Annotated in this window: 20 protein-coding genes and 1 tRNA gene; 6 read left to right on the top strand and 15 right to left on the bottom strand. The window is 57.9% G+C overall.

Annotated features, from left to right (window positions below; translation table 11 throughout):
* Window positions 1–12: 12 nt before the first annotated feature.
* The 9 genes from I6J28_RS08190 to I6J28_RS08150 all read right to left on the bottom strand — a co-directional run bounded on the left by I6J28_RS08190 (window position 13) and on the right by I6J28_RS08150 (window position 9,718).
* The gene (locus I6J28_RS08190; protein ID WP_204609058.1) at window positions 13–1,680 is read right to left on the bottom strand and encodes a formate--tetrahydrofolate ligase; all 1,668 of its coding nucleotides are present in this window, start codon (window positions 1,678–1,680) and stop codon (window positions 13–15) included.
* A gap of 138 nt (window positions 1,681–1,818) precedes the next feature.
* Window positions 1,819–3,126 carry an anaerobic C4-dicarboxylate transporter gene (locus I6J28_RS08185; protein WP_204609056.1) on the bottom strand — a complete coding sequence of 436 codons (1,308 nt, stop codon included), beginning with the start codon at window positions 3,124–3,126 and terminating at the stop codon, window positions 1,819–1,821.
* Between the two features lie 353 nt (window positions 3,127–3,479).
* On the bottom strand, window positions 3,480–5,039 hold the full coding sequence (gene aspA, locus I6J28_RS08180) for an aspartate ammonia-lyase (protein ID WP_005324790.1): 1,560 nt from the start codon (window positions 5,037–5,039) through the stop codon (window positions 3,480–3,482).
* Between the two features lie 110 nt (window positions 5,040–5,149).
* Window positions 5,150–5,995 (bottom strand): ATP phosphoribosyltransferase, encoded by an 846-nt coding sequence (gene hisG, locus I6J28_RS08175; protein WP_204609054.1) that lies wholly within the window; start codon window positions 5,993–5,995, stop codon window positions 5,150–5,152.
* 29 nt (window positions 5,996–6,024) lie between these two features.
* Window positions 6,025–6,288, bottom strand: a complete 264-nt coding sequence (locus I6J28_RS08170; protein WP_204609052.1) for a phosphoribosyl-ATP diphosphatase — start codon at window positions 6,286–6,288, stop codon at window positions 6,025–6,027.
* A 52-nt stretch (window positions 6,289–6,340) separates the two neighbouring features.
* A complete protein-coding gene (locus I6J28_RS08165; protein ID WP_275431210.1) occupies window positions 6,341–7,063 on the bottom strand; it encodes an HAD family hydrolase in 723 nt (240 codons plus the stop codon).
* 128 nt (window positions 7,064–7,191) lie between these two features.
* A complete protein-coding gene (locus I6J28_RS08160) occupies window positions 7,192–7,575 on the bottom strand; it encodes a hypothetical protein (RefSeq protein WP_204609050.1) in 384 nt (127 codons plus the stop codon).
* A 24-nt stretch (window positions 7,576–7,599) separates the two neighbouring features.
* Window positions 7,600–8,838: a cysteine--1-D-myo-inosityl 2-amino-2-deoxy-alpha-D-glucopyranoside ligase gene (gene mshC / locus I6J28_RS08155; RefSeq protein WP_204609047.1), complete on the bottom strand. Its 1,239-nt coding sequence runs from the start codon at window positions 8,836–8,838 to the stop codon at window positions 7,600–7,602.
* Window positions 8,839–8,863: 25 nt separating this feature from the next.
* Entirely contained in the window at window positions 8,864–9,718 is an 855-nt protein-coding gene (locus I6J28_RS08150; protein WP_204609044.1) for an undecaprenyl-diphosphate phosphatase, read from the bottom strand.
* Window positions 9,719–9,784: 66 nt separating this feature from the next.
* Here I6J28_RS08150 and I6J28_RS08145 point away from each other — a divergent pair, with 66 nt between their 5' ends.
* The gene (locus tag I6J28_RS08145) at window positions 9,785–10,831 is read left to right on the top strand and encodes a hypothetical protein (RefSeq protein WP_204609041.1); all 1,047 of its coding nucleotides are present in this window, start codon (window positions 9,785–9,787) and stop codon (window positions 10,829–10,831) included.
* 4 nt (window positions 10,832–10,835) lie between these two features.
* The gene (locus I6J28_RS08140) at window positions 10,836–11,951 is read left to right on the top strand and encodes a quinone-dependent dihydroorotate dehydrogenase (RefSeq protein WP_204609038.1); all 1,116 of its coding nucleotides are present in this window, start codon (window positions 10,836–10,838) and stop codon (window positions 11,949–11,951) included.
* A 90-nt stretch (window positions 11,952–12,041) separates the two neighbouring features.
* On the opposite strand, the gene I6J28_RS08135 is transcribed toward I6J28_RS08140, so the two are convergent.
* Complete coding sequence (locus I6J28_RS08135) at window positions 12,042–12,434, bottom strand: hypothetical protein (RefSeq protein WP_204609035.1); 393 nt, start codon at window positions 12,432–12,434, stop codon at window positions 12,042–12,044.
* Complete coding sequence (locus tag I6J28_RS08130; RefSeq protein WP_005324806.1) at window positions 12,434–12,973, bottom strand: YbhB/YbcL family Raf kinase inhibitor-like protein; 540 nt, start codon at window positions 12,971–12,973, stop codon at window positions 12,434–12,436. The genes I6J28_RS08135 and I6J28_RS08130 overlap by 1 nt, the downstream gene beginning before the upstream one ends.
* Before the next feature lie 227 nt (window positions 12,974–13,200).
* Between I6J28_RS08130 and I6J28_RS08125 the strand changes: the two genes are divergently transcribed.
* The 3 genes from I6J28_RS08125 to I6J28_RS08115 all read left to right on the top strand — a co-directional run bounded on the left by I6J28_RS08125 (window position 13,201) and on the right by I6J28_RS08115 (window position 14,713).
* A tRNA-Leu gene (locus tag I6J28_RS08125) sits at window positions 13,201–13,286 on the top strand.
* Window positions 13,287–13,364: 78 nt separating this feature from the next.
* Window positions 13,365–14,081 (top strand): TVP38/TMEM64 family protein, encoded by a 717-nt coding sequence (locus I6J28_RS08120; RefSeq protein ID WP_204609032.1) that lies wholly within the window; start codon window positions 13,365–13,367, stop codon window positions 14,079–14,081.
* 53 nt (window positions 14,082–14,134) lie between these two features.
* Window positions 14,135–14,713, top strand: coding sequence for a MarR family transcriptional regulator (locus I6J28_RS08115; protein ID WP_198493063.1), 579 nt, complete (start codon window positions 14,135–14,137; stop codon window positions 14,711–14,713).
* Here I6J28_RS08115 and I6J28_RS08110 read toward each other — a convergent pair.
* Entirely contained in the window at window positions 14,710–15,549 is an 840-nt protein-coding gene (locus I6J28_RS08110) for a DUF3097 domain-containing protein (RefSeq protein WP_204609030.1), read from the bottom strand. The genes I6J28_RS08115 and I6J28_RS08110 overlap by 4 nt on opposite strands.
* 33 nt (window positions 15,550–15,582) lie before the next feature.
* Here I6J28_RS08110 and I6J28_RS08105 point away from each other — a divergent pair, with 33 nt between their 5' ends.
* Window positions 15,583–16,356, top strand: coding sequence for a hypothetical protein (locus I6J28_RS08105; protein WP_204609028.1), 774 nt, complete (start codon window positions 15,583–15,585; stop codon window positions 16,354–16,356).
* Here the strand turns inward: I6J28_RS08105 and I6J28_RS08100 are convergent.
* The 3 genes from I6J28_RS08100 to I6J28_RS08090 all read right to left on the bottom strand — a co-directional run bounded on the left by I6J28_RS08100 (window position 16,353) and on the right by I6J28_RS08090 (window position 21,092).
* Window positions 16,353–17,426: a ferrochelatase gene (locus I6J28_RS08100; RefSeq protein WP_204609026.1), complete on the bottom strand. Its 1,074-nt coding sequence runs from the start codon at window positions 17,424–17,426 to the stop codon at window positions 16,353–16,355. The two genes, I6J28_RS08105 and I6J28_RS08100, sit on opposite strands and share 4 nt — an antisense overlap.
* Before the next feature lie 31 nt (window positions 17,427–17,457).
* Window positions 17,458–18,912, bottom strand: a complete 1,455-nt coding sequence (locus I6J28_RS08095) for an NlpC/P60 family protein (protein WP_204609024.1) — start codon at window positions 18,910–18,912, stop codon at window positions 17,458–17,460.
* A 1,715-nt stretch (window positions 18,913–20,627) separates the two neighbouring features.
* Window positions 20,628–21,092, bottom strand: a complete 465-nt coding sequence (locus I6J28_RS08090; RefSeq protein ID WP_204609022.1) for a DUF6676 family protein — start codon at window positions 21,090–21,092, stop codon at window positions 20,628–20,630.
* Window positions 21,093–21,276 lie beyond the last annotated feature (184 nt).

Below are 21,276 nucleotides of genomic sequence, written 5' to 3'. Positions count from 1 at the left end.
CGCCCCACCCGCCTAAAAGAGGCCCGAAATGGTGCCCTGCTTATCGACGTCGATCTTATTCGCCGCCGGCTTCTTAGGCAGGCCGGGCATCGTCATAACGTTGCCCGTTAGCACGACGATAAATCCCGAACCGGTGCGCGGCAGCAATTCGCGCACATGCAGCGTATGTCCTTCCGGCGCTCCCAATGCGGAGGCATCATCGCTAAAGGAGTACTGCGTCTTCGAAATAACCACGGGCAGCTTATCCCAGCCATTGTCCTGGATGTACCTCAGATCCTTGAGCGCCTTTGCCCCGTACTCCACACGGTCTGCGCGATAGATCTCGCGAGCGATGGTCTCGATGGAAGCCTCGATTCCCGCCTGCGGATCGTAGAGCTGCTTGGCGCCGCCCTGCAGGTTCTCCAGCAAGGTCTCTGCCAGCGTGGTAGCGCCCGCGCCGCCCTCGGCCCACACGTTGGCTTCCTCCAAGGCCACGCCGAAATCTTCAGCCCACTGCTGCATGAACTCGCGTTCTGCTTCGGTATCGGACCAGAAGAGGTTGAGCGCTACTACCGGTTTGATCCCGAACTTGCGCAGGTTTTCTACGTGGCGCTCTAGGTTGACTATGCCCGCCTTGAGGGCGTCCAGGTTTTCCTCGGTGAGCTTATCCTTGGCCACACCGCCGTTGTACTTCTGCGAGCGGATGGTGGCAACGACTACGGCGCCAGCAACATCTAGGTCGCCAAAGCGCGCCTTGATGTCGACGAATTTTTCTCCGCCTAGGTCGGAACCGAAGCCGGCCTCGCTTAAGACGATATCGCCGAATTGGAGCGCGGTTTGGGTTGCCAGCAGGGAGTTACAACCGTGCGCAATATTGGCGAATGGACCACCGTGTACCAAGGCCGGCACGCCGCCAAGGGTCTGAACCAGGTTGGGGTTGAGGGCATCACGCATGAGCGCCGTGAGCGCACCTTCCGCATTCAAGTCACGCGCAGTAACAGGGCGCTGATCATAGGTGAAGCCGATGGTGATATCGCCGAGGCGCTTCTTTAGGTCCTCGAGGTTCGTGGCCAAGCACAAGATGGCCATGATTTCGGAGGCCGCGGTAATGGTGAAACCGGTTTCTGCAGGCACACCGTGAGCAGGCCCGCCCAGACCGGTCACCACGTTGCGCAGGGCACGGTCGTTGACGTCCATGCACCGCTGCCATGTCACGCGCCGCGGGTCGATGCCCAAGGCGTTGCCTTGGTGGATGTGGTTATCAATGATGGCGGCCAGGGTGTTGGTTGCAGAGGTAATGGCGTGAAAATCGCCGGTGAAGTGAAGATTGATGTCCTCCATGGGGACAATCTGTGCATAGCCGCCGCCAGCCGCGCCGCCCTTAATGCCCATCACTGGTCCTTGGGAGGGCTCGCGCAGGGCAACGATGGCCTTCTTGCCCAACTGATCTAGGGCGTCGGTAAGGCCGATGAGCACGGTGGACTTGCCCTCGCCGGCAGGTGTGGGCGATACACCGGTGACAAGCACCAGCTTGCCCTGGTTTTCCTTGGAATAGTCAACCTTGGTGATATCGACTTTGGCTTTGGTGGTGCCGTAGGGAATCACGGCGTCGGCAGGAATGCCTGCCTTGGCCGCGATCTCCACGATTGGCTGCAGGTGGTGAGCTTGGGCAATTTCAACATCGGATGGCTGAGTAGTCATGTTCTTAGCCTACCGAGCTCGGGAGTTAAATAACCCGCATTTTTCCAAGAAAGTGAAGTGAATCAATCTCCCTATTTACGCTGCGATCCAAAAAGGCGCCCTACAGGGCGCCTTTCAGGTGAACTTGTCGTCTATCTCTTAAAGGATGACCAGGCCGAATGCGTAGCCCAAGAGGACAGAAACCACAATGCTGACCGTGCCAGGGATAAGGAATGGGTGGTTGAATACAGCCTTGCCGATTCGAGTCGAACCTGTATCGTCCATCTCCACCGCTGCCAGCAGCGTTGGGTAGGTCGGCAGGATGAATAGAGCCGAGACGGCCGGGAAAGCAGCGACTGCGGTAAGGGGGCTTACGCCCAGAGCCAGGGCTGCTGGCATGAGGGCCTTGGTCGTAGCGGCCTGCGAGTACAGCAACGCTGCGGCGAAGAACAAGACCACCGCGAGCAACCACGGCGAAGACTCAATAACGCTGCCAGCCATAGACTGAATATCGTCCATGTAGTGGTTGATAAGGCTGGTGCCCAACCATGCAACGCCAAGCACACAAATACATGCGGACATACCGGACTTAAATACCGGGGTATTGAGAACATCTCCGGCCGGGACCTTCGTCATCATGACGATGATGGTGGCCGCGGTGAGCATAACCGTCATAATGGCTTCATTACGTGGCAGGGTTGGTTCTGCAATGAGGCCGACCTGCTCCGAGGTCAGCGTGGCCCAGGCCATCACGATGACGATGGCTACCAGGAAAACCAGAACAGAGGCCTTGGCACCCTTCTGCGGCGCGAAGTTTTCAGCGCCAAGTGGCTCCTTAACCAAGCCTTGCGCCTTGCGCTCCTGGTACACCGGGTCATCTTCTAGTTCCTTGCCAAACTTATTAGCAATCCACGCAGCTGGGAAGATAGACAGGAATGTTGCCGGAATGACGACTGCTAGCACCTGCAAATAGCCCGCGCCGGCTGGCTCCAACAGGCTGGCTAGGAGAACCACTGCGGCAGAAATAGGCGAGGCACAAATAGCCATCTGGGAGGCAACTACCGCAATGGAAAGCGGGCGTGAAGGGCGAACCTTTCCTTCTTTAGCTACCTCGACAATGACCGGTAGCGTGGAGAATGCAGTGTGGCCGGTACCGGCCAGCACTGTCATCAACCACGTAACGATAGGCGCGTAGAACGTAATCCGCTTTGGGTTCTTGCGCAGAAACTTTTCTGCAATGTGCACCAGGTAGTCCATGCCACCAGCCCTCTGCATCGCGGCGATGGCGGCAATAACGGTCATGATGATACCGATGACATCGAACGGGATGTCTTCCCTAGTAACCGGGACACCGGTAAGACCAAGGGCCAGCACACCGAGGCCGCCGGCCATACCGATACCAATTGACCCAATCCTCGCGCCCAGGAAGATGGCGGCGAGAACGATGACTATATGAACAATAACCATGGACATACTCCATACGCTCTGTATGCAAACTAAGGGCACGCATCTCCATACAGAGTGCATGCCGTCCTCAACACCTTCTATTTTGCACCTGTCACGTCGATTTATTCACTCGAATTGTCCGTTTGTGTTGATTCCCACATGTATTTAGCGTCTCGTTATAAGACGGTCGGTATCCTTCTCCACATTCTCCCTGCACAGGGACGTAAAAGGAAACTAGCAACCGCCGATTCCAAACACGCAAAAGACCCCCGCGGCCTTCGCCAGATTTCCTTCTCATGAAGTGAAAGTGGCAAAGACCGTGGGGGCCTAAGATGCGGGGCGCTATGCCCTACTGCTTCTCAAAAGCCGCGACTTTAGTCCTCGTCGATGAAGAGCTGACCGCGGAACTCTGGGTGCATGAGGTTTTCAACGGACAGGACCTTGTTCAAGGTTGCTTCATCCAGCAGGCCCTTCTCCAGGACGAGTTCCTTGACGCCCTTGCCGGTCTCCAGGGACTCCTTGGCAATCAGGTCACCGTTGTGGTGGCCGATGAACGGGTTGAGGTAGGTGACGATACCGATGGAGTTTTCCACGTAGGCACGGCAGACATCCGGGTTGGCGGTGATTCCGGTGACGCACTTTTCGCGCAGGGCATCGACGGCGTTACCCATGATGCGAATGGACTGGAACAGTGCCTCGCCGATGACCGGCTCCATGACGTTGAGCTGCAGCTGACCAGCCTCAGCGGCCATGGTGACGACGTGGTCATTGCCGAAGATCTTGAAGCAGGTCTGGTTCACAACCTCCGGGATAACCGGGTTAACCTTACCCGGCATGATGGAGGAGCCGGCCTGACGGGCAGGCAGGTTGATTTCAGCCAGGCCAGCGCGTGGGCCGGAAGACAGCAGGCGCAGGTCATTACAGATCTTGGCGAGCTTCATCGCGGCGCGCTTGATGGTGGCGTGCAGCAGCACGTATGCACCACAGTCAGAGGTTGCCTCAATGAGATCGCGGGCTGTCTTCATTTCCAGGCCGGTGACCTCAGACAGAGCTGCGGTGACCTGGTGGCGGTAGCCGGCCGGGGTGTTCACGCCGGTGCCGATTGCGGTTGCGCCCAAGTTGATCTCGAGTAGGCGGCGCTGGGCATCGCGCAGCAATGCCTGCTCCTCGTTCAGGTTATTGGCAAAGCCCTTGAACTCATCACCCAAGGTCATCGGAACCGCATCCTGAAGCTGAGTACGACCCATCTTCAGGATGTCCTGGAACTCATTGCCCTTGACCTGGAATGCGGCACGCAGACCATCCATGCGCTCAATGAGGTGATCGACTGCTGCGTGCAGACCCAAGCGGAAGCCGGTCGGGTAAGCATCGTTGGTGGACTGGGACATGTTCACATCATCATTCGGGTTGATGATGTCATAGGAGCCCTTCTCCTCGCCGAGGTACTCCAGCGCAAGGTTGGCCACAACCTCGTTGGTGTTCATGTTCAGCGAGGTACCAGCACCACCCTGGAAAACGTCCAGCGGGAACTGATCCATGCAGCGACCCTCTTCCAGGATCTGGTCACAGGCCCAGATGATGGCTTCAGCCTTCTTCTTGGGCAGTACGTGCAGGCGGCGGTTTGCCATGGCGGCCGCCTTCTTGACCTGGACCATTCCGCGAATGAAGTGCGGGATGGTGTTGATGGTCACGTAAGAAATCTGGAAATTCTCCATGGCGCGTACGGTGTGCACACCGTAGTAAGCGTCAGCGGGTACCTCCAAAGAGCCAAGAAGGTCGGTCTCGGTGCGAGTCTTCTTGCTGGAGTTCTTAGGTGCCTTTTGTTCGGCCACCTTCTGCTGTGCGGCGTGAGTGGAAGTGTCAGCTTCCTTCTTCTTCACGTCCTTTGCTGCAGACTTGGTGTCCTTTTCTTCTTTCTTAGAGGACTTTGCCATGATGGCTCGGCTCCTTTGCCTGTCGAGACTTATATTCGAATGAGTAACCTCAAGCGCTAATGTTAGCCACGACTGAATCTATTTGGGCCGACCCAGAGAAATTGCTCCCCCTAAAAGCGGGCGATGCGCAAATCGGAAGCCAAAATTGCTTCCGCTCCAAGTTGGGAAAGTCGGTCCATGACTTGGTTAGCTTGCTTCTTCGGAACCATCGCTCGCACTGCCACCCAGTCCTCACGGGCCAAAGGCGACACCGTAGGACCGGTCAATCCTGGAGTAATACCAGCGGCTGCGTCGAGGTTGGATTGAGCGATGTTGTAGTCGATCATCAGATAGGTGCGGGCGTGCAGAATTCCCTGAATGCGGTCGAGCACTACCTGCTCTTCCTCAGTGACCTCTACCCCCGTGCGCTTAATGACTACCGCCTCGGATTCAATGATCGGCTCCCCGAATGGTGCTAACCCTTGCTGGCGCAAAGTAGTACCAGTTGACACGACATCAGCAATAACATCGGCAACCCCTAGCCGGATGGAGATCTCTACGGCGCCGTCCAATCGAATAACATCGGCCTCAATCGCATGTGTGGCGAGGTTTGCGCGGACAAGATTGGGGTACGACGTCGCGATCCGCCGCCCAACCAGTTGAGAGATATCCCACTCCTCCCCTTGCGGGGCTGCGTACCGGAACGTGGACCCACCAAAGCCTAAAGGCAGCACTTCATCAAAGTTCGCTTTAGAGTCAAGCGCCAAGTCCCGGCCCGTAATGCCTAGGTTTAAGACGCCGCGGGCAACATAGATGGCGATGTCTTTTGGTCGCAGGAAAAAGAACTCAACTCCGTTATCGGAATCCACTACGTTGAGCGCCTTGGAATGCCCGCGGCCCTTATAACCGGCCTCTGTAAGGATCTCCACGGCAGCTTCTGACAACGAGCCCTTATTCGGTACAGCAATCTTGATCATGCGGATCCTTCCATCCTGTGGGGTGTTGCCTAGAGGTACTTATAAAGGTCTTCAGGGGTAAGTCCGCGCTTAAGCATCATGACCTGAGTCCAATAAAGCAGCTGGGACATCTCTTCCGCCAGCTCATCGTCGGACTGATATTCTGCGGCGATCCATACTTCCCCGGCTTCTTCGATGATCTTTTTACCAATGAAATGCTCGCCTTTATCCAGCGCGGCAACGGTGCCAGAACCAGCTGGACGCTGGTCGGCCTTCTCGGCTAACTCGGCAAAAAGAGTCTCAAAGTTCTTCACGTCTACCTATTGTTCCACAGGTAGTTAGAGAATGTAGGGGAACTCTGAATTTCTACTGCCCCGCCGAAATCTTAGCGAACCACTCATATACGTCAGCGGCCTTAGCCCCAGCGAGATGCCGCGAATCGCGGAGGCGAGAAATTTCGGTGACCTCTGGCGGTATCTCAACCTGGTTATCTTCTGGCAGCCCGATCACCGCACAGCCGGCATCGACTGCGGCGCGCATGCCGGTTGCGGAATCTTCGAAAACTAAGCAATCCGCGGGATCTGCTCCGATGCGTCGGGCGGCCTCGCGGTACATATCCGGCGCTGGTTTGCCGGCGGGAACCTCATCCCCGCAGATAGTATCGACGAAATAGTCCCGCCCCAACGCAGTGATGGCAGCGTCAGCGACATTGCGCTCGGTATTCGTCGTGACCATCATGGGCACCCCATCGGCTTTCAGTTCCTCAAGCAGTGTAGGGATTCCCGGGAAGATCTCCAGCTGACGAGCAAAAAGGCCTTTGACGTAGTCGAACATTCGGGCGCGGTAACGCTCGCTGTCACCGGGTTGCAGCGTCACCTCCGCATTATCCGCACAGATTGCCAGGGTGGTATCAAAGGTCGCGCCCACAGTAGCTAGGCGTTGGGTGGGAGTGAGCCGTTTGCCCAGCAGTTCTGAAAGATAAAATGTTGCCTCCGCCCAGAGGGGCTCCGAATTGGTGAGGGTGCCATCCATATCCCAGAAGATGGCGGCGGGCTTAGTCAGGCTGGAAGCGGCGGTGGAGTGCGGCACGAGAATAAAGCTAGCTTTCTCTGTCGGGAAGGAAATAGTGTCACCGTCTACAGTGCAAGCACACGGCGGGGAAGTGCCAGCCGCGCAGTTAGCGCGAGCTGGTACTTACTAAGGCGGAAGGGGCAGAACTAAAAGTCCAGTTCCGGAATCTGCGACAGGGCTTCGTCGTCTGCTCCGGTGGCCGCGCTGGCGTTATAGATAAGCTCAGAGAGCTCTTCCTTTTCCTCTGGCTCGAGAACGGCATCGTGCTGAGCGCGGTTAAAATCTGCCAACTTACGAACGGTCTTGGACAAGACGGTGACCAAATGTGGTCCGTCTGGATCGTCCGGAAGTGCATCCAGCCCATCGAGCATCTGCTCAAGGTGGCCGCGCAGCTCTGGGAGGACGTTGGCGTCAAACGGTGCCTCCCAAAACTCCTTTTCCTCTTCCTTGAGGTAATCGCCGGTGGCGAAGGACTTCAGGTCACTAATGAACTCATCTACGGTGGGCTGGAAATCGGCGCGAATGCTCATGCTGTAGATACTGCCCTATCTTGCCTAAGCCCGCACGCCGAGGAGCGAATTTAGTGCGGTGCGAACCAAATCGGCCGCGCCGTCCTCGTCCGTGCCACGGTCGGCCTCTGCCCACTCATCCACGGCAGCGAGCGCTGCCGGGGTATCCAGGTCGTTCGCAATTGCGGCACGCAGCTTGGCGACGACCTCTTCGGCCCCTGCCATGCTTCCCGGTTGCTCAAGGGCCTCCCGCCATGCGGCGAGGCGGCGCTTAGCGCCGTCGAGCACCTCGTCGGACCAGTCGCGCTCGTTGCGGTAATGGCCTGCGAAGACGCCCAAGCGGATAGCGGAGGGATCCTCACCCGCTCCGACGAGCTTATGAACGAAGACGAGGTTGCCCAAGGACTTAGACATCTTGACCCCGTCGAGGCCAATCATGCCGGTATGCACGTAGAACTGTGCCATGCGATCAACGTTGAGGGCGGCCTCGGCGTGGGCAGCGGAAAATTCATGGTGTGGGAACTTCAGGTCGCTGCCGCCACCCTGGATATCAAAGGTTGATCCCAAGCGGTTGGTGGCGATGGCGGAACATTCAATATGCCAGCCTGGGCGGCCAGGCCCAAAGGGCGAATCCCATGCCGGCTCGCCCTCGCGGTGGGCACGCCAGATGAGTGCGTCGAGCGGATTCTTCTTCCCTGGGCGGTCGGGGTCGCCGCCGCGCTCGGCAAAGAAGGTGCGCATCTCTTCGGCAGAGTAATTGGACCCATAACCAAAGTGCTCGGTGGCTTCGATGGAGGCGTAGATATCTGGGTGCTCGGGGTCGTCTACGACGTAGGCCGCTCCGGCGTCGAGAAGCTTCTGCACCATCTCCACGATTTCATCGACGGCTTCCATGGCGCCGATATAGTCCTGCGGAGGGAAAACGGAGAGCAGCTCCATATCGGAACGGAAGAGATCAATTTGAGAAGTGCCGAGCTCACGCCAATCTACACCGTCGCGGTCGGCACGTTCGAATAGCGGATCATCGACGTCGGTGATGTTTTGGACGTAGTGAACCTTCTTCCCGGCATCCAGGAACGCACGGTAGATAAGGTCAAAGGTCAGGTAGGTGGCGGCATGGCCCAAGTGGGTGGAGTCATAGGGCGTGATGCCACACACGTACATGGTGGCGGTATCCCCTGCGACCTCTACGGGAGCGATGGTTTGGTTCGCAGAATCGTACAAGCGCAGCTGTGCCGCATCACCCGGCACAGGACGGAAGGAAGGTGTTGGCCAAGAATGCATAGCCACCATACTAACGCGGCGTGCCTTAGAGCGGCTGCAGGACTCCCAATGCCAAGAGGATCATGACGAGCACGCCGACCGGGATGCGGTAAGCGGCAAACCAAGAGAAGGAGTGGTTGCCCACAAACTTCAGCAGCCACGCAATGGAGGCGTAGCCCAGTAGAAAGGCGATGCCGGTGCCGACGAGAAGCTGCAAGCCGGAGGCGGACTGGCCGGATTCGGGAGAAAAGGCGTCGGGAAGCGAGAAAAGGCCCGAAGCCAGCACGGCTGGAATGGCGAGCAAGAAGCTAAAGCGAGTAGCCACCTCGCGGTCCAACCCCAGAAACAGACCACCGGAAATCGTGCCACCGGAGCGGGAAACACCTGGAATGAGCGCCAAGCATTGGCACAGGCCCATAATAATGGCGTCTTTCATGGTCAATTGGTCAAATCCGCGTTCCTTCTTACCGATTTTTTCCGCGGCGATGAAGACGAAGGAAAAGAGGATGAGCATTGCGGCGGTAATCCACAGGTTGCGCAGGGCGCCGCGAATAGCATCCTCGAATGCGAGGCCGATGATGCCGATGGGAATGGAACCCACGATGACCATCCAGCCCATGCGCCAGTCCTGGCCGCGAGAGGACTTATCGGCCCAGCCGCGGAACCAGCCGGAGAGAATCTGCCAAATCATTGGGGCGAAATAGACCAGTACAGCCAGCTCCGTTCCCAGCTGGATAACTGCGGTGAAGGACGCGCCGGCGTCGTTGCCCCAAAAAAGCTCGGAAACAATGCGCAGGTGACCGGAGGAACTTACCGGAAGAAACTCGGTAAGCCCCTGCACGATGGACAAAACAATGACCTGCGCCCAAGAAACAGCGTCAGTTGCGGTATTAGAAATCACCCGCTTCACACTACAGCCGCGCTGGGCTTCGAGTTTTTACAACGCGCGCTGTTAGGATTAGTAGCCGTGAAATCTCAATCTGGCTCCGCACTTATCCTTTCCAGTTTGCTGGCGCTTAGCGCCACCGCGTTGGCCGCCTGCCAGCCCGAAGTGGGCGTGGGCGCCGATCCAGAGACCGCGGTCAAGGGCAACGCCACCCCAGCGGTCTCCCCGGCTAAGGCGGATCCGGAAGGCACTGTGGTCAACCTTAAGGCAGACATCACTGACCTTGCCGCCTTTGATGACTCACTGGCAGTGCGCACCAAGGACGAGCTTCTCATCGGTAGCCAGAAGGATTTTGAAGGGGAGAAGGCTACCTCGCTAGACATTTCTGCGGAGTGTGGTGACCTCAGTTCTTCGGAGTCGGGCTTCGTGCTCGCTTGCCCAGATAAGGTTCTCCTCATCGATCCCGCTTCCCCGGATTCTCCCCAAGAGGTCGATATGGAAGAGGACTCCCCCGTCACCGCCGCCACCCAGCTATCCAGCGGCGAGATCTTTGCCACCTCGGCCGATTCCACCACGGTAGGCATCTATAAGGACGGCAAGCGTGACGGAGACATCGAGGTGGAAGCCGGCTCGGACCAGCTATTGGCCGTGCCCAATTCCTCAGGCGATGACGGAGTGGTACGCATCCACCGAGAGGATTCCACCATCCAAAACGTGGACTGGACGAATGATCGCGCGGGCGGCCGATTGCGCGTGGGCCAGGGCGTCGGCAGCATCGCGGTGGGCGATAACGGCGTGGTCCTCGCCTCCGATACCGAGGGCGGCCGCTTGGCCGTCTACACCTCCGATGACGTCGTCCGCCTGCACCAATACGGCAACGTAGAGGGCACCCCATGGGGCGTAGCCTGGGACAATAAGCGCAATCTGGCGTGGGTGAGCGCCACCGATACCAATAAGGCTCACGCCTATGAAATTGGCAAAGGCGTCCCAGAGCTGCGCGGAAGTCTCTCCACCGTGCCGGATGCGCAGAATATTGCTGTGCTTGGCGACGGCACCTTTGTCGCCGCCTCCGCCACCGGCCACGGGCTGCAGTTCGTGGACACCCCGCACCTGAAGAAGGAGTCTTAACACCATGACCAGCACTATTGACCAATTGCGCGCGCAGGCTTACCAGCTTGCCTTGCGGGGCATGTTCACACTGAGCCCGGAGCGCATCCACGAGATTATCAACACTGCACTCAGCGGGCTCCAAGCCGCCGGGCCAGCCAACCGGGCGCTGGCAAAGATCCTGCCGGTCAACGATCCGGTCCTGCGCCAAGAGGTCTTCGGAGTAGAATTCCCCCGCCCGTTGGGACTTGCCGCCGGGTTTGATAAAAACGCCGCGGCTGCTGATACGTGGGCTCCCATTGGCTTTGGCTTTGCAGAGTTGGGCACCGTCACCGCCCAAGCACAGCCCGGCAATCCTGCTCCGCGGCTCTTCCGCCTGAAGGCCGATAAGGCCATCTTGAACCGGATGGGCTTTAACAATAAAGGTGCGGCAGCCGCCGCGGAAAACCTGCGCAAGCGTCGCTACAGCGATGTCATTGGCATCAATATTGGCAAAACCAAAGTCACCCCTGCCGAGCATGCAGTGGAAGACTACCGCCGCTCCGCGTCGGTTTTGGGCGATTTGGCAGATTTCTTGGTGGTCAACGTTTCCTCGCCGAACACCCCGGGCCTGCGCGACCTGCAAGCAGTGGAATCACTGCGCCCTATTCTCTCCGCCGTGCAAGAATGCACCGCGGTTCCGGTGCTGGTGAAAATTGCCCCAGATCTTTCCGATGCCGACGTTGACGCCGTGGCAGACCTAGCCCTCGAACTAGGCCTCGACGGAATCGTAGCGACAAATACCACCATTTCCCGCGAGGGACTCAAGACCCCAGCCGCCGAGGTAAAGGAGATGGGCGCCGGTGGCGTATCTGGACCTCCGGTAGCTGAGCGCTCCCTAGAGGTACTGCGCCGCCTCAATGAGCGAGTCGGCGCCCAGCTCACCCTCATCTCCGTGGGCGGCATCTCCACGCCAGAACAGGCATGGGAGCGCATCACTTCCGGTGCTTCCCTACTGCAGGGCTACACCGGTCTCATCTACGGCGGACCGGACTGGATCCGCGATATCCACCGCGGCATTGCCGCTCAAATCCGTGCCCACGGTTTGAGCAATATTTCCCAGGCCGTAGGCTCCGGCCTCCCCTGGAAGCCCTTGGATTAGTCCAGCCCAAGGCTTTTCAACACAAGGTCCGCCTACTTCTCCTGCTGCACGCAGAGGAAGTAGGCGGACCCTTTGTCTTTGCTGTGCTGACTAGGTCTGCGCCATAACGCTGCGCCTGAGAACCAGTGCGCACAACACCGCGAAGCCGGCGTAGAACACGACCCAATACTGTGGTTGAGCAAATAAGACATCGCCGGGCACAAAACGGCTGGCTGCAATGATCACAATGGCGATGACCAATGCGGCAACCTGCGCGCGACTTCCCGCCTGACTTTTGCTCATGGTGCTAAAGGCCCCGACGATGACCGCGGCGACAATAATCGCCACTTTGGAATACGTCCATTCGAAATCGGCGCCCCAGCCATCCGTGAAGACGGAGATCAACGCAAAGAGCACCAGCACGAATGCGACCACCATGAAGGCGCCGCCGACCCGCAGCGCCGTCGGCGGGCTAGGCTGCGATGAAGTAGAGCTACTCGCCATTACTTCGCCTCGTACCAGCCCCACAAAATGGCGCGGCCAAGAGCGTGGAAATGCAGGTTGAACCCAAGCACGGTCGGCGAAGCATCTGGGTCGATGTCGAGTTTTTCTACGTCGACCGCGTGGACGGCATAGAGGTAGCGGTGCGGGGCGTGTCCGGCAGGCGGGTTCGCACCGAAGTATGTGCGCTCGCCCGAATCGTTGCGCAAGCTGATGACGCCGTCAATGCCCAAGTCCTCGGCAGCGCCGGCATTGGTAGGCAGCTCGCTTACCTCGACGGGGATATTGAACGCCGCCCAATGCCAGAAACCAGAAGCCGTTGGCGCATCTGGGTCGAAACAGGTCACGGCCAGGGACTTAGTGCCTTCCGGCAGTCCGGACCACGCAAGCTGCGGCGATACACTCTCCGGGGCGCGGAGCTTTTCCTGCAGCTCGTCTCCTTCCACCACATCGGTAGACGAGAGAACGAAGGAAGGAACATCGCGTAGCGGTGCGTAAGGATCTGGTCCAGGAAAGCGGGAATCATCTGCATAAGAAGTCATAGGCCCCTTTGTACCCCACCTCACAAGCCGCTGTCGATGTGGTGTAACCGCCGCACCCTGCATATATTTTGCCGCACACGTGGAAAGCCCCCACCCAGACTTACAACCATGTATTTTCACACGCCGTAAACGGTAGCTTTTTCACGCCTTACGCTGGCGATTTGTAAAGCAAGCCTCGAGCAGGATACAGTATCGGAGTGCCCAGCCGAGAGGCTGATAAACACCCTGCCCGGGTGGCGGAATGGCAGACGCGCTAGCTTGAGGTGCTAGTGTCCTATTAACGGACGTGGGGGTTCAAGTCCCCCCTCGGGCACAGCGTTCCGGCGGTTACCACCAAGGTAGCCGCCGGATTTTTCTATTCAGTACTCCCACAAGGACTACGATCTCCCCCATGACCACACTTTTGAGTTGGGCGCGCAGCTTCGGCCATTTCCTCATGTCGCTCGCCCGGTCCGCTCGGCGGTCAATTCTCCAGTGGTCGATGCAGCGTTGGATCACCGTCCTCGCCGCCATCGTCGCCGGCGCCACCCTCCTTTATCTCTTCGATCTGCCGGACGTGGCTCAACTTCGCGGCGCCTCCACCCGCTATGGCGCGTGGTTTCCCCTCCTTTTCACCCTAGGTTATGTCATATTTACGCAGCTTCCCTTTCCCCGCACGTTGTGGACGGTAGCCGCAGGAATACTTTTTGGCCCATGGAAGGGCCTCGCCCTCTCCCTGTGCGCCCTGACGGTGTCAGCGGTCCTGTCGCTCCTCATCGTCCGCACGCTCCTTGGAGACTGGATCCGCCCGCACCTAACCCACCCCGCAGTGTTTAAAATCAATGCCCACTTAGAGCGGCGCGGCTGGCTGGCCATCGCTTCGCTGCGAATGGTGGCCGGCGTGCCCTTTAGCCTCCTAAACTACGTTGCCGCCCTAACTCCGGTGAAGCTTAGCCATTTCACCGTGGCCACTCTCCTCGGTTCCATCCCGACTACTGCCCTCGGCGTCTTCTTCGGCGATGCCCTCACTGGCCACACCTCGCCCGGCATCATTGTCGCCATGGTGGCTTTTGCCGCCGTCGGTATGGGCGGGCTGTATATGGATTCGCGTCTACCCACTCGCCCATAAGTCAAGTACGAGCGGTAGACTATGTCGCAATTGGTTCCTTAAGGAGGATTTCCGTGCTTGCTGTCCACGCCCGCTACCGGGGCCGCTCCGTGCGTCGCGCAGAGTTGGTCCAACGCTCTGCAACGGCGCTATCCACCCTCAACGGTGTGGGCGAGTTCCACGTGCTCGGCGTGGAAGATATTTGCGCCGTAGTAGATTCAGCAACTGCCGTGTGCGACGTGGTCATGGCCCTGCTTGCCGACGGCGACTGGGCCATCGGCATCGGCATTAGTCCCGGAAACCAAGAAGATGAGGAAGGCGCGCGCCAGGTAGCAACCGCCGCATTGCGGAAGTCCGCCCGCATGGGGCAGGTCTACGCCAAACTCAATAAACGCGGCCGCGCTTCGGAGGCGAGCGATATCGCGGCCACCTTTGCCCTACTTGGGTACGTTCTCCACAAGCGCACCATCGAAGGCCGCGAAGCAACCTCGCTTGTCCGCGCAGGGCTCAACCAGAATGAGGCCGCCGAAGAGCTGGGGATTTCCAAGCAAGCCATGTCACAACGCCTCCAGGCGGCCGGCTGGAGCGCGGAGATGGCGGGGTGGCAGTTGGCCGTCAACCTCATTGAACGCGCCAACCTTGCCCACCCCTAGAGCAAGTCGGACTTGCTCAACTCAGGTGTAGTAACGAAGTCCACGAGGCGCTCCACGGCACCGATCAGGCTGGAGTCTAGGTCGCGAAAAGAATGCACGGCGTTATAGACATGACGCCACCCATCCTTCGGGTCGCTCCACCCTACGCGGCGGCAAATACCGGTTTTCCAATCCTCGCCGTAGGGCACATCTGGCCATTCGCGCAGTCCTACGCGCTGCGGTTTTACCGCCGCCCACATATCGATGAAGGGGTGTCCAGTTACCAGGACATGCTCTCCCACGGTTTCCGTTAAGCGGGTTTCCTTGGAGCCTTGAACCAAGTGATCCGCCAATACTCCGACCCTGCGGCCCGGCCCCGGCTGAAACTCTGCGAGGCGCGCCTCCAAGTTGTCCAAACCCTCGAGGTATTCGACTACCACGCCTTCCACACGCAGGTCGTGACCCCACACTTTTTCCACAATGGCGGCATCATGCACGCCTTCTACCCAAATTCGCGACGGCGCGGCGACCTTAGCCTCCAGGTTTTCTACGCGGCGGGAGCCGGAGTTAGACTTACGGGGAGCCTGCTTTTCGACGTACCGGGTAAGCGTCACTGGCTTGCCTTCCACTAGGAACCCGCCTTTGACCAGGTTAAAGACCCGTTCTACGCCGTGGCTATCCTCAAGGCGTACCACCTCCCCGAAAACGGTTTTATCCACGCCCATAACAGCCCCCACAAAGTCATCGCCGCGCACTTCCACTACCATTCCGGGCTCGGCTGGTACTTCCGGGTACTGGCGCGGCTTCGACCGCGAGTGGCCAGCAAAAATATCTCCGCCATAAGGATCAAAACTCATGGCCCGTTAGTCTATCTACTAGACTGGCTCGCCATGGATATGCGCGCCGAAGTATGGTCACCTTTACAAAACACCGCCGTCTGGCTTGGCTCGTGGCTATGGGGGCATGAAACCACCGATGACTTGCTGGACGCGCTTACTGAGCTTGGCGGACGCCCAGAATGCTGGGACGAATCCCCCTTCGTCGATCTGCTAGCCATGCTGCGCGCGGAGACCTCCGAGCTTACGGCTCATCGCGGTGTACGTGCAGAGCCTATTGTGCGCCTCGCACTGTCCGGGCCAGGCGAGCCGCCTGCATTGCCGGCAGGATCGGAGTCTTATCGCGCGGCCGCACAAAGTTCTGCCGGGGCAATCATAGTTCGTACCAATGATCCCTTGCGTAACTTAGTCCTCATCCCCCACATTCACCACAGCCATACAGCGTGGCAAGTGGTCGTCGAAAAGCAGCAGCTCCCCGCGCCCGCCTGGCTAAGCCCCGGTGAAGCCGACGCACTCCTTTCCCAAGCAACCAATGAGTCCGCCGATCTCATCGCCGCAACCGGGTATAGCACCGAGGCCTTGCCCAACCCCCGCCTCACCGTGGGAACCCTGAGCGACTTCTATGACACACCTGGCCTTCCCCACTCAACGCCAGCTCGAGCAGCCAAGCTCTTTGCCCGAGCCGATCGGGTAGCCGCAATCATCGAAACCGTCACTGACCACATCAATGACCACAGCCTTGACCCACAATTGCTTCGCTTGTGGCGCCACATACGCCAGGCTCGCATGACGGGCGTGTCTTATGCGCTTGGAGAATTTGCCCGTTAGCGGGACCAGATATCGCAGCACCCCGCCGCACACGGCGCACCATTGACTGTGCACCCTTGCACCGTGACACTCCCGCTGGTCTCCCACTCGCGGCCCTGCTCTAGCTCATCGATGAGATCAACGACCATCTCCGCAAACCGTGGAGTCGGACCCGCTGTCCGGGTGCGCAGGACTTTGACACCCATCTCGTCTGCCGCCTTCTGCAGCTCGGAATCGAGATCCCAGATAACCTCCATATGATCAGAGATGAAGCCAATCGGACACACCACTACCGTGTCGATACCTTCGTTGTGGTGGATATCAGTGGTGTGAACGACAATGTCAGGCTCGAGCCACGGAGTGCGTGGGTTGCCCGAACGTGACTGCCATACGAGGTCGTAGTCAGAAATACCTGCCTGCGACGCCACCAACCGCGACGCCTCTGCTACCTGGCGGGAGTAAAGGTTTTTATCGCCTTCCGCACCGCCCACGTTATCGTGCGCGACGGGAACCGAATGGGCGGTAAACAGCATGCGAGTGGATTCCTTCTTTTCTTCCGGAACCTGTCCCCAGACCTCTGTGACGGCGGCTGCCATTTCGGCCACGAACTTCGGATGATCGAAGAATTGGCGAATCTTAGTAAATTCAATGTCCGGCAACCCCTGCTCCGCCAGATGCTCACGCATCTGCTGAATGTCCTCATCATATTGCCGGCATGCGGAGTACCCACCCCATGCAGAGGTAGCGAAGACAGCTACCTTGCGCACCCCGTGCTGAGACATCTTCTCCGCAGTCTCACTGGCAAAGGGATGCCAATTTCGATTGCCAAAGTAGACAGGTAGATTATGTCCGCGTTTTTTCAGCTCCACTTCGAGGTGATCGATGATTTCGCGGTTAAGTGCATTGAGCGGACTTACCCCTCCAAAGTGGTAATAATGCTCGCCCACCACTTCTAGCCGCTCGCGAGGGATACCTCGGCCTCGGGTAACGTTCTCCAAAAAAGGAACGACCTCCTCGTTTCCTTCCGGGCCACCGAAAGAAAGAACGAGGAGGGCGTCGAAGTTTTGGGCATTCTGTTGTGCGTCAGTCATGCCCTAAACCATACCAACCAAAAGTTGGAGATTAGAGAAGGCGCACGACATCCGGAGTAGCGCCACCCCAGCGTACTGGGACTACTGAAACAGTCTGACCAGACTGTGGCGCTTCAATCATTTGGCCGTCGCCTAGGTAGATAGCTACGTGCTGGCTTCCACCAGCTCCGTAGAAGATAAGGTCACCGCGCTGTGCATTCGCACGAGGAACCTTCTTGCCCTGCTGGTACTGCGCACCAGTGTAGTGAGGAAGGTCCAGGCCGGCTGCCGCGTAGGCGTACTTGACTAGCCCCGAGCAATCGAAGCCAGACTGACCGAAGTCACCGAAGGAATCAGCCACGCCACCATCGCGAAGCCCACCAGTAGGACCATTATTATCGCCGCCACCCCACACATAAGGGACGCCGACCTGAGACTCAGCGCGAGAAATCACGGCCTCGATCTGAGCGTCTCGGCCCGCGTCTGCACCAGTGGTGGTTTCCTCGGACTCAGTTACCTCATCCAATTCGGGAGCATCAACATTGGCGGCAGGTGCAGTGTTCGGACTGCCCAAACCAAGCAAGTCAGAAGAGCCCTGCATGAGGGTGCGCACATCGTCCTCATCAACGGCTGCAGCGATATCATTCGCAAGTCCGAGCGCATCGTTAACAGAGGACCCAGTGCCGAAATCGACGTTCTGGAACGTCGGAGTAGCACCCTTGTTGAGGGCGTTTCCAAAGTCCGCTTCTGGAGTAGTCTTATCCTGCTCAGCAACGGATGGAGCCTCCGGATTATCGGCAACGTCCGCACTGCCAGGAGCCTCAAGCGATCCCCGATCTACTACCTCATCCGTAAAGCCCTGAGACTTGTCCTCGGAAGTCAAGTCTTCAGAATTGACCGTAAAGGCGTTAGCCGGAGCTGCAGAATCAAGATTATCAACTTGATTTGGCGAGGTTGGAAGAGAATCCTGCTGCGAGAGCTGCATCCCGCTTGCTGCCTCCTCTTGGGGCGCAGCCTGCTGCTGGCGGGCAAAAGTGGCCTCCGCAAACCTTTGGGTAGCGTTTAGTCGCGCTTCATTCTGGGCCAACTCTCGGCGCTCCTGCGCAACACGATTCTCGGCTTCTCGCTTTTCCTCACCGGCCTGGCGCAGCTCATCTTCCAAGCTGGCAACGTACTCTTCATTAGTGCCCGGGTCGCCGTTCACTTGTTCCAATTGGGTTCCGATCTGAGCAATACGGTCTTCCGCTCCGGAAACATCTGCTTCCGCGCGACCTAGCTCTGCCCGGGACTCCTCCACAGCGGCCTGCAGCGAATCTGCATTGGCAACCGCACGGTCAATTGCTACGTGGTCTGACTCTTGGTCCTGGACCGAACCCGGGTTTGGCGTCGATACTTCATCGGCACCTGCTGGGGCTACGGTGGAAAGTGTTGAAATGGCTGCGGTACCTGCTACTGCAGCAATGAAAGCGCGAACATGTCGAATGCGCGGAAGGCGAATGGTGGCCACTGAAATACTCCTAGTTTGGGCCCACCCTGCTCCTTTTGTGAGAGTCCACGAAGACCTCCGGACATAGGTATGCCCGGGCTCCCCGCCTGCATATTTCGCACAAACACAGGCGTTATCGCATGCCTTATTGGGTGGCCTAGGAAATCGCTTCGACTAGATATCTATAGCTACGCGAAACTATCCCCTGGCGCCCGCAGACACTAGAGCGGTAACTGGTATTGGACTGCCTACATTGGCTGAGACTTCACTCCGGGTGTGCACATTCTGTGGACGCTCAGCAGACTTAGGGCTTTCATGTTGGAACTAGAGAGAGTTGAGGACGATTGCTGCGCCGATACTGGATGACTCTAACCGCTACTGTTTCCCCACAACAGCGATATCCAGCCAACTAGTGCTCCGACAAGAGAGCCTAAAAGTCTACTTGCGTGAGTCCGACAAGTCGGCCACAAATGGTCTACAACTATTCTCTGTTCAAACAAATTCCCACGACTGCGAAATCCACTTCTATTCTTCGCTGTGCGCGACATACGCTCCAGGATGCGTCTAACAACCCGCGATTCCGTATGCCCCGATCACGTCTTCGTTGCACTGAGCACCGTGAGAACTGCTCTACGGGTTCTGGCAGACCTCGCCGCGGCGCCGACCGGAACCCAAAAGGTCTAGCCTTTTTAGTACTACCGAGCCGTCGAGGGCAAGCAGCCACAAACCATGAACAGGCCGCACGAAGCTGACCCTTGTGGAGTGATTCGGCGTTCCCAGACCCTATCCCTATGGACCTCTCCGTACGCACCTTCTGCAACAACAGGCTTTCAGCCTTAGCCATATAAAGGTTCGCACCAAAATTTCCACACGGTGGAGTTCTAATGAACCCGTCTCACCTCATAAACGGAAGGTGGGTTGATGTGTAATTTTTCGAACATTGTAATCGCTCAAGTTCTTTGCCTGCGTTCCCAATCGCTATCGAAAGGTCCCGGTTCATTGACTTCCAAGAACGGCCACTCGACGTTCTAACTTTCGCTCGAGGCGTGCTTCCCCACATACCCGTGCGAGTTCTCTCGTGACAGTCAAGGCTAAGCCCATGAACCCAGGAAGCAAGAAATGTCTCCTGAGTCGACACCCGAACCTTACGTCACGACACGCCCGTTTCGCACAATTTTCCCGCAATTCACGTGAGTCAAGTTAATTCACATGACTCAACATGTGCACCTAACCTGCAATGATTTTGTTACCGTCCCGTTATTGTGACTTTAATCACTATCAAACCGGAGTCCCATACGCTCTACCAACCCCGAGTCTGACCACGACCAGGACAACTGAACCACTCCCCCTCCGGATGTCAACCCCTAAGGGTTTACTTTGACCACTCCCCCGCCCCATCCACGATCCCCAATTAGGCATCCGGCTCACGCTAAGTCCAGGCCGAACTTCTGCCTCCCCAATCCGCAACCGACTCTCCCGGCACCCCGTGAGTGAACGAAACTGCGTCATCCACATTCGCCCGGAGTTCTTCAGTACACGCCTTCGGGACAGTTGCCCGAATTTTCCGCGCATCAAAGGCTCGCAAAAGTTTCACCCTCTAACGCGATACTTTCTCGAACAAACTTAATTTTCAGGTACTATTTGTCGAATTCTGGAAGGCCATGTTCCACGCTTCTCGCCCGGCTTTCATTACTGGCCGGCTCGCACCCTCAGCTTCCGTAGATCCTCTTCAACTATTAGGGCTTGCGACGGCCGGCCGCTAGGAAAGAGCCAACCAATACAATCACGGCGATTACGGCAACTGCCCCCACCACTGCGCCGACCGGGAAGCTGATTTGGTCTAGCCCCCTGTAGTACTCAGACAGAAGGTCTACTTGGTTAGCCCCAGGCGCGATCTGCGCCTGTACCGACTCAATGTCAGCGCGGCTATAAGTGTCACTAACGGAAGAAACATGGCGAGGGGTTTGTACGATGACGGTGTTTAAACCTGTCGCATCCTGGAGCTCTTGGGCAATGTCACGGACATCAGGTGTACGATCAGCCACCACATCAACCACGGCCACTCCGTCACCGTCTCGCAAGCCTTGAGCTACCTCCGCGTTGAGCTGTGCATCTTGGCTGAGCGTTGGGGACGTGTAGGCCACGCCGTCCTCTTCCAGCTGGCCTGCCAAATCAGCTACATCTACGCCCGCGGGAACCATGTGTATCTCTTCCTTATATATAGGGCTCCTAAACTTCTTCTCCCCCAAGATACGGGCGGGCCACAGACGTCCATCCCCTCAACTCGCCGAATTTCTCAAAAAGGTGAAAACAGAACGCTTGTACTGTTACAATGGCAGCGACCGAAGGTTTTAGCCTCTACAATATCTAGGTGAACCATCGCGT

Source organism: Corynebacterium tuberculostearicum (genome assembly GCF_016894265.1).
In the GTDB taxonomy this organism is placed as follows: Bacteria; Actinomycetota; Actinomycetes; order Mycobacteriales; family Mycobacteriaceae; genus Corynebacterium; species Corynebacterium tuberculostearicum_D.
Note: the sequence above shows the minus strand (reverse complement) of the source record. Positions and strands in the feature narration are given on the sequence as shown.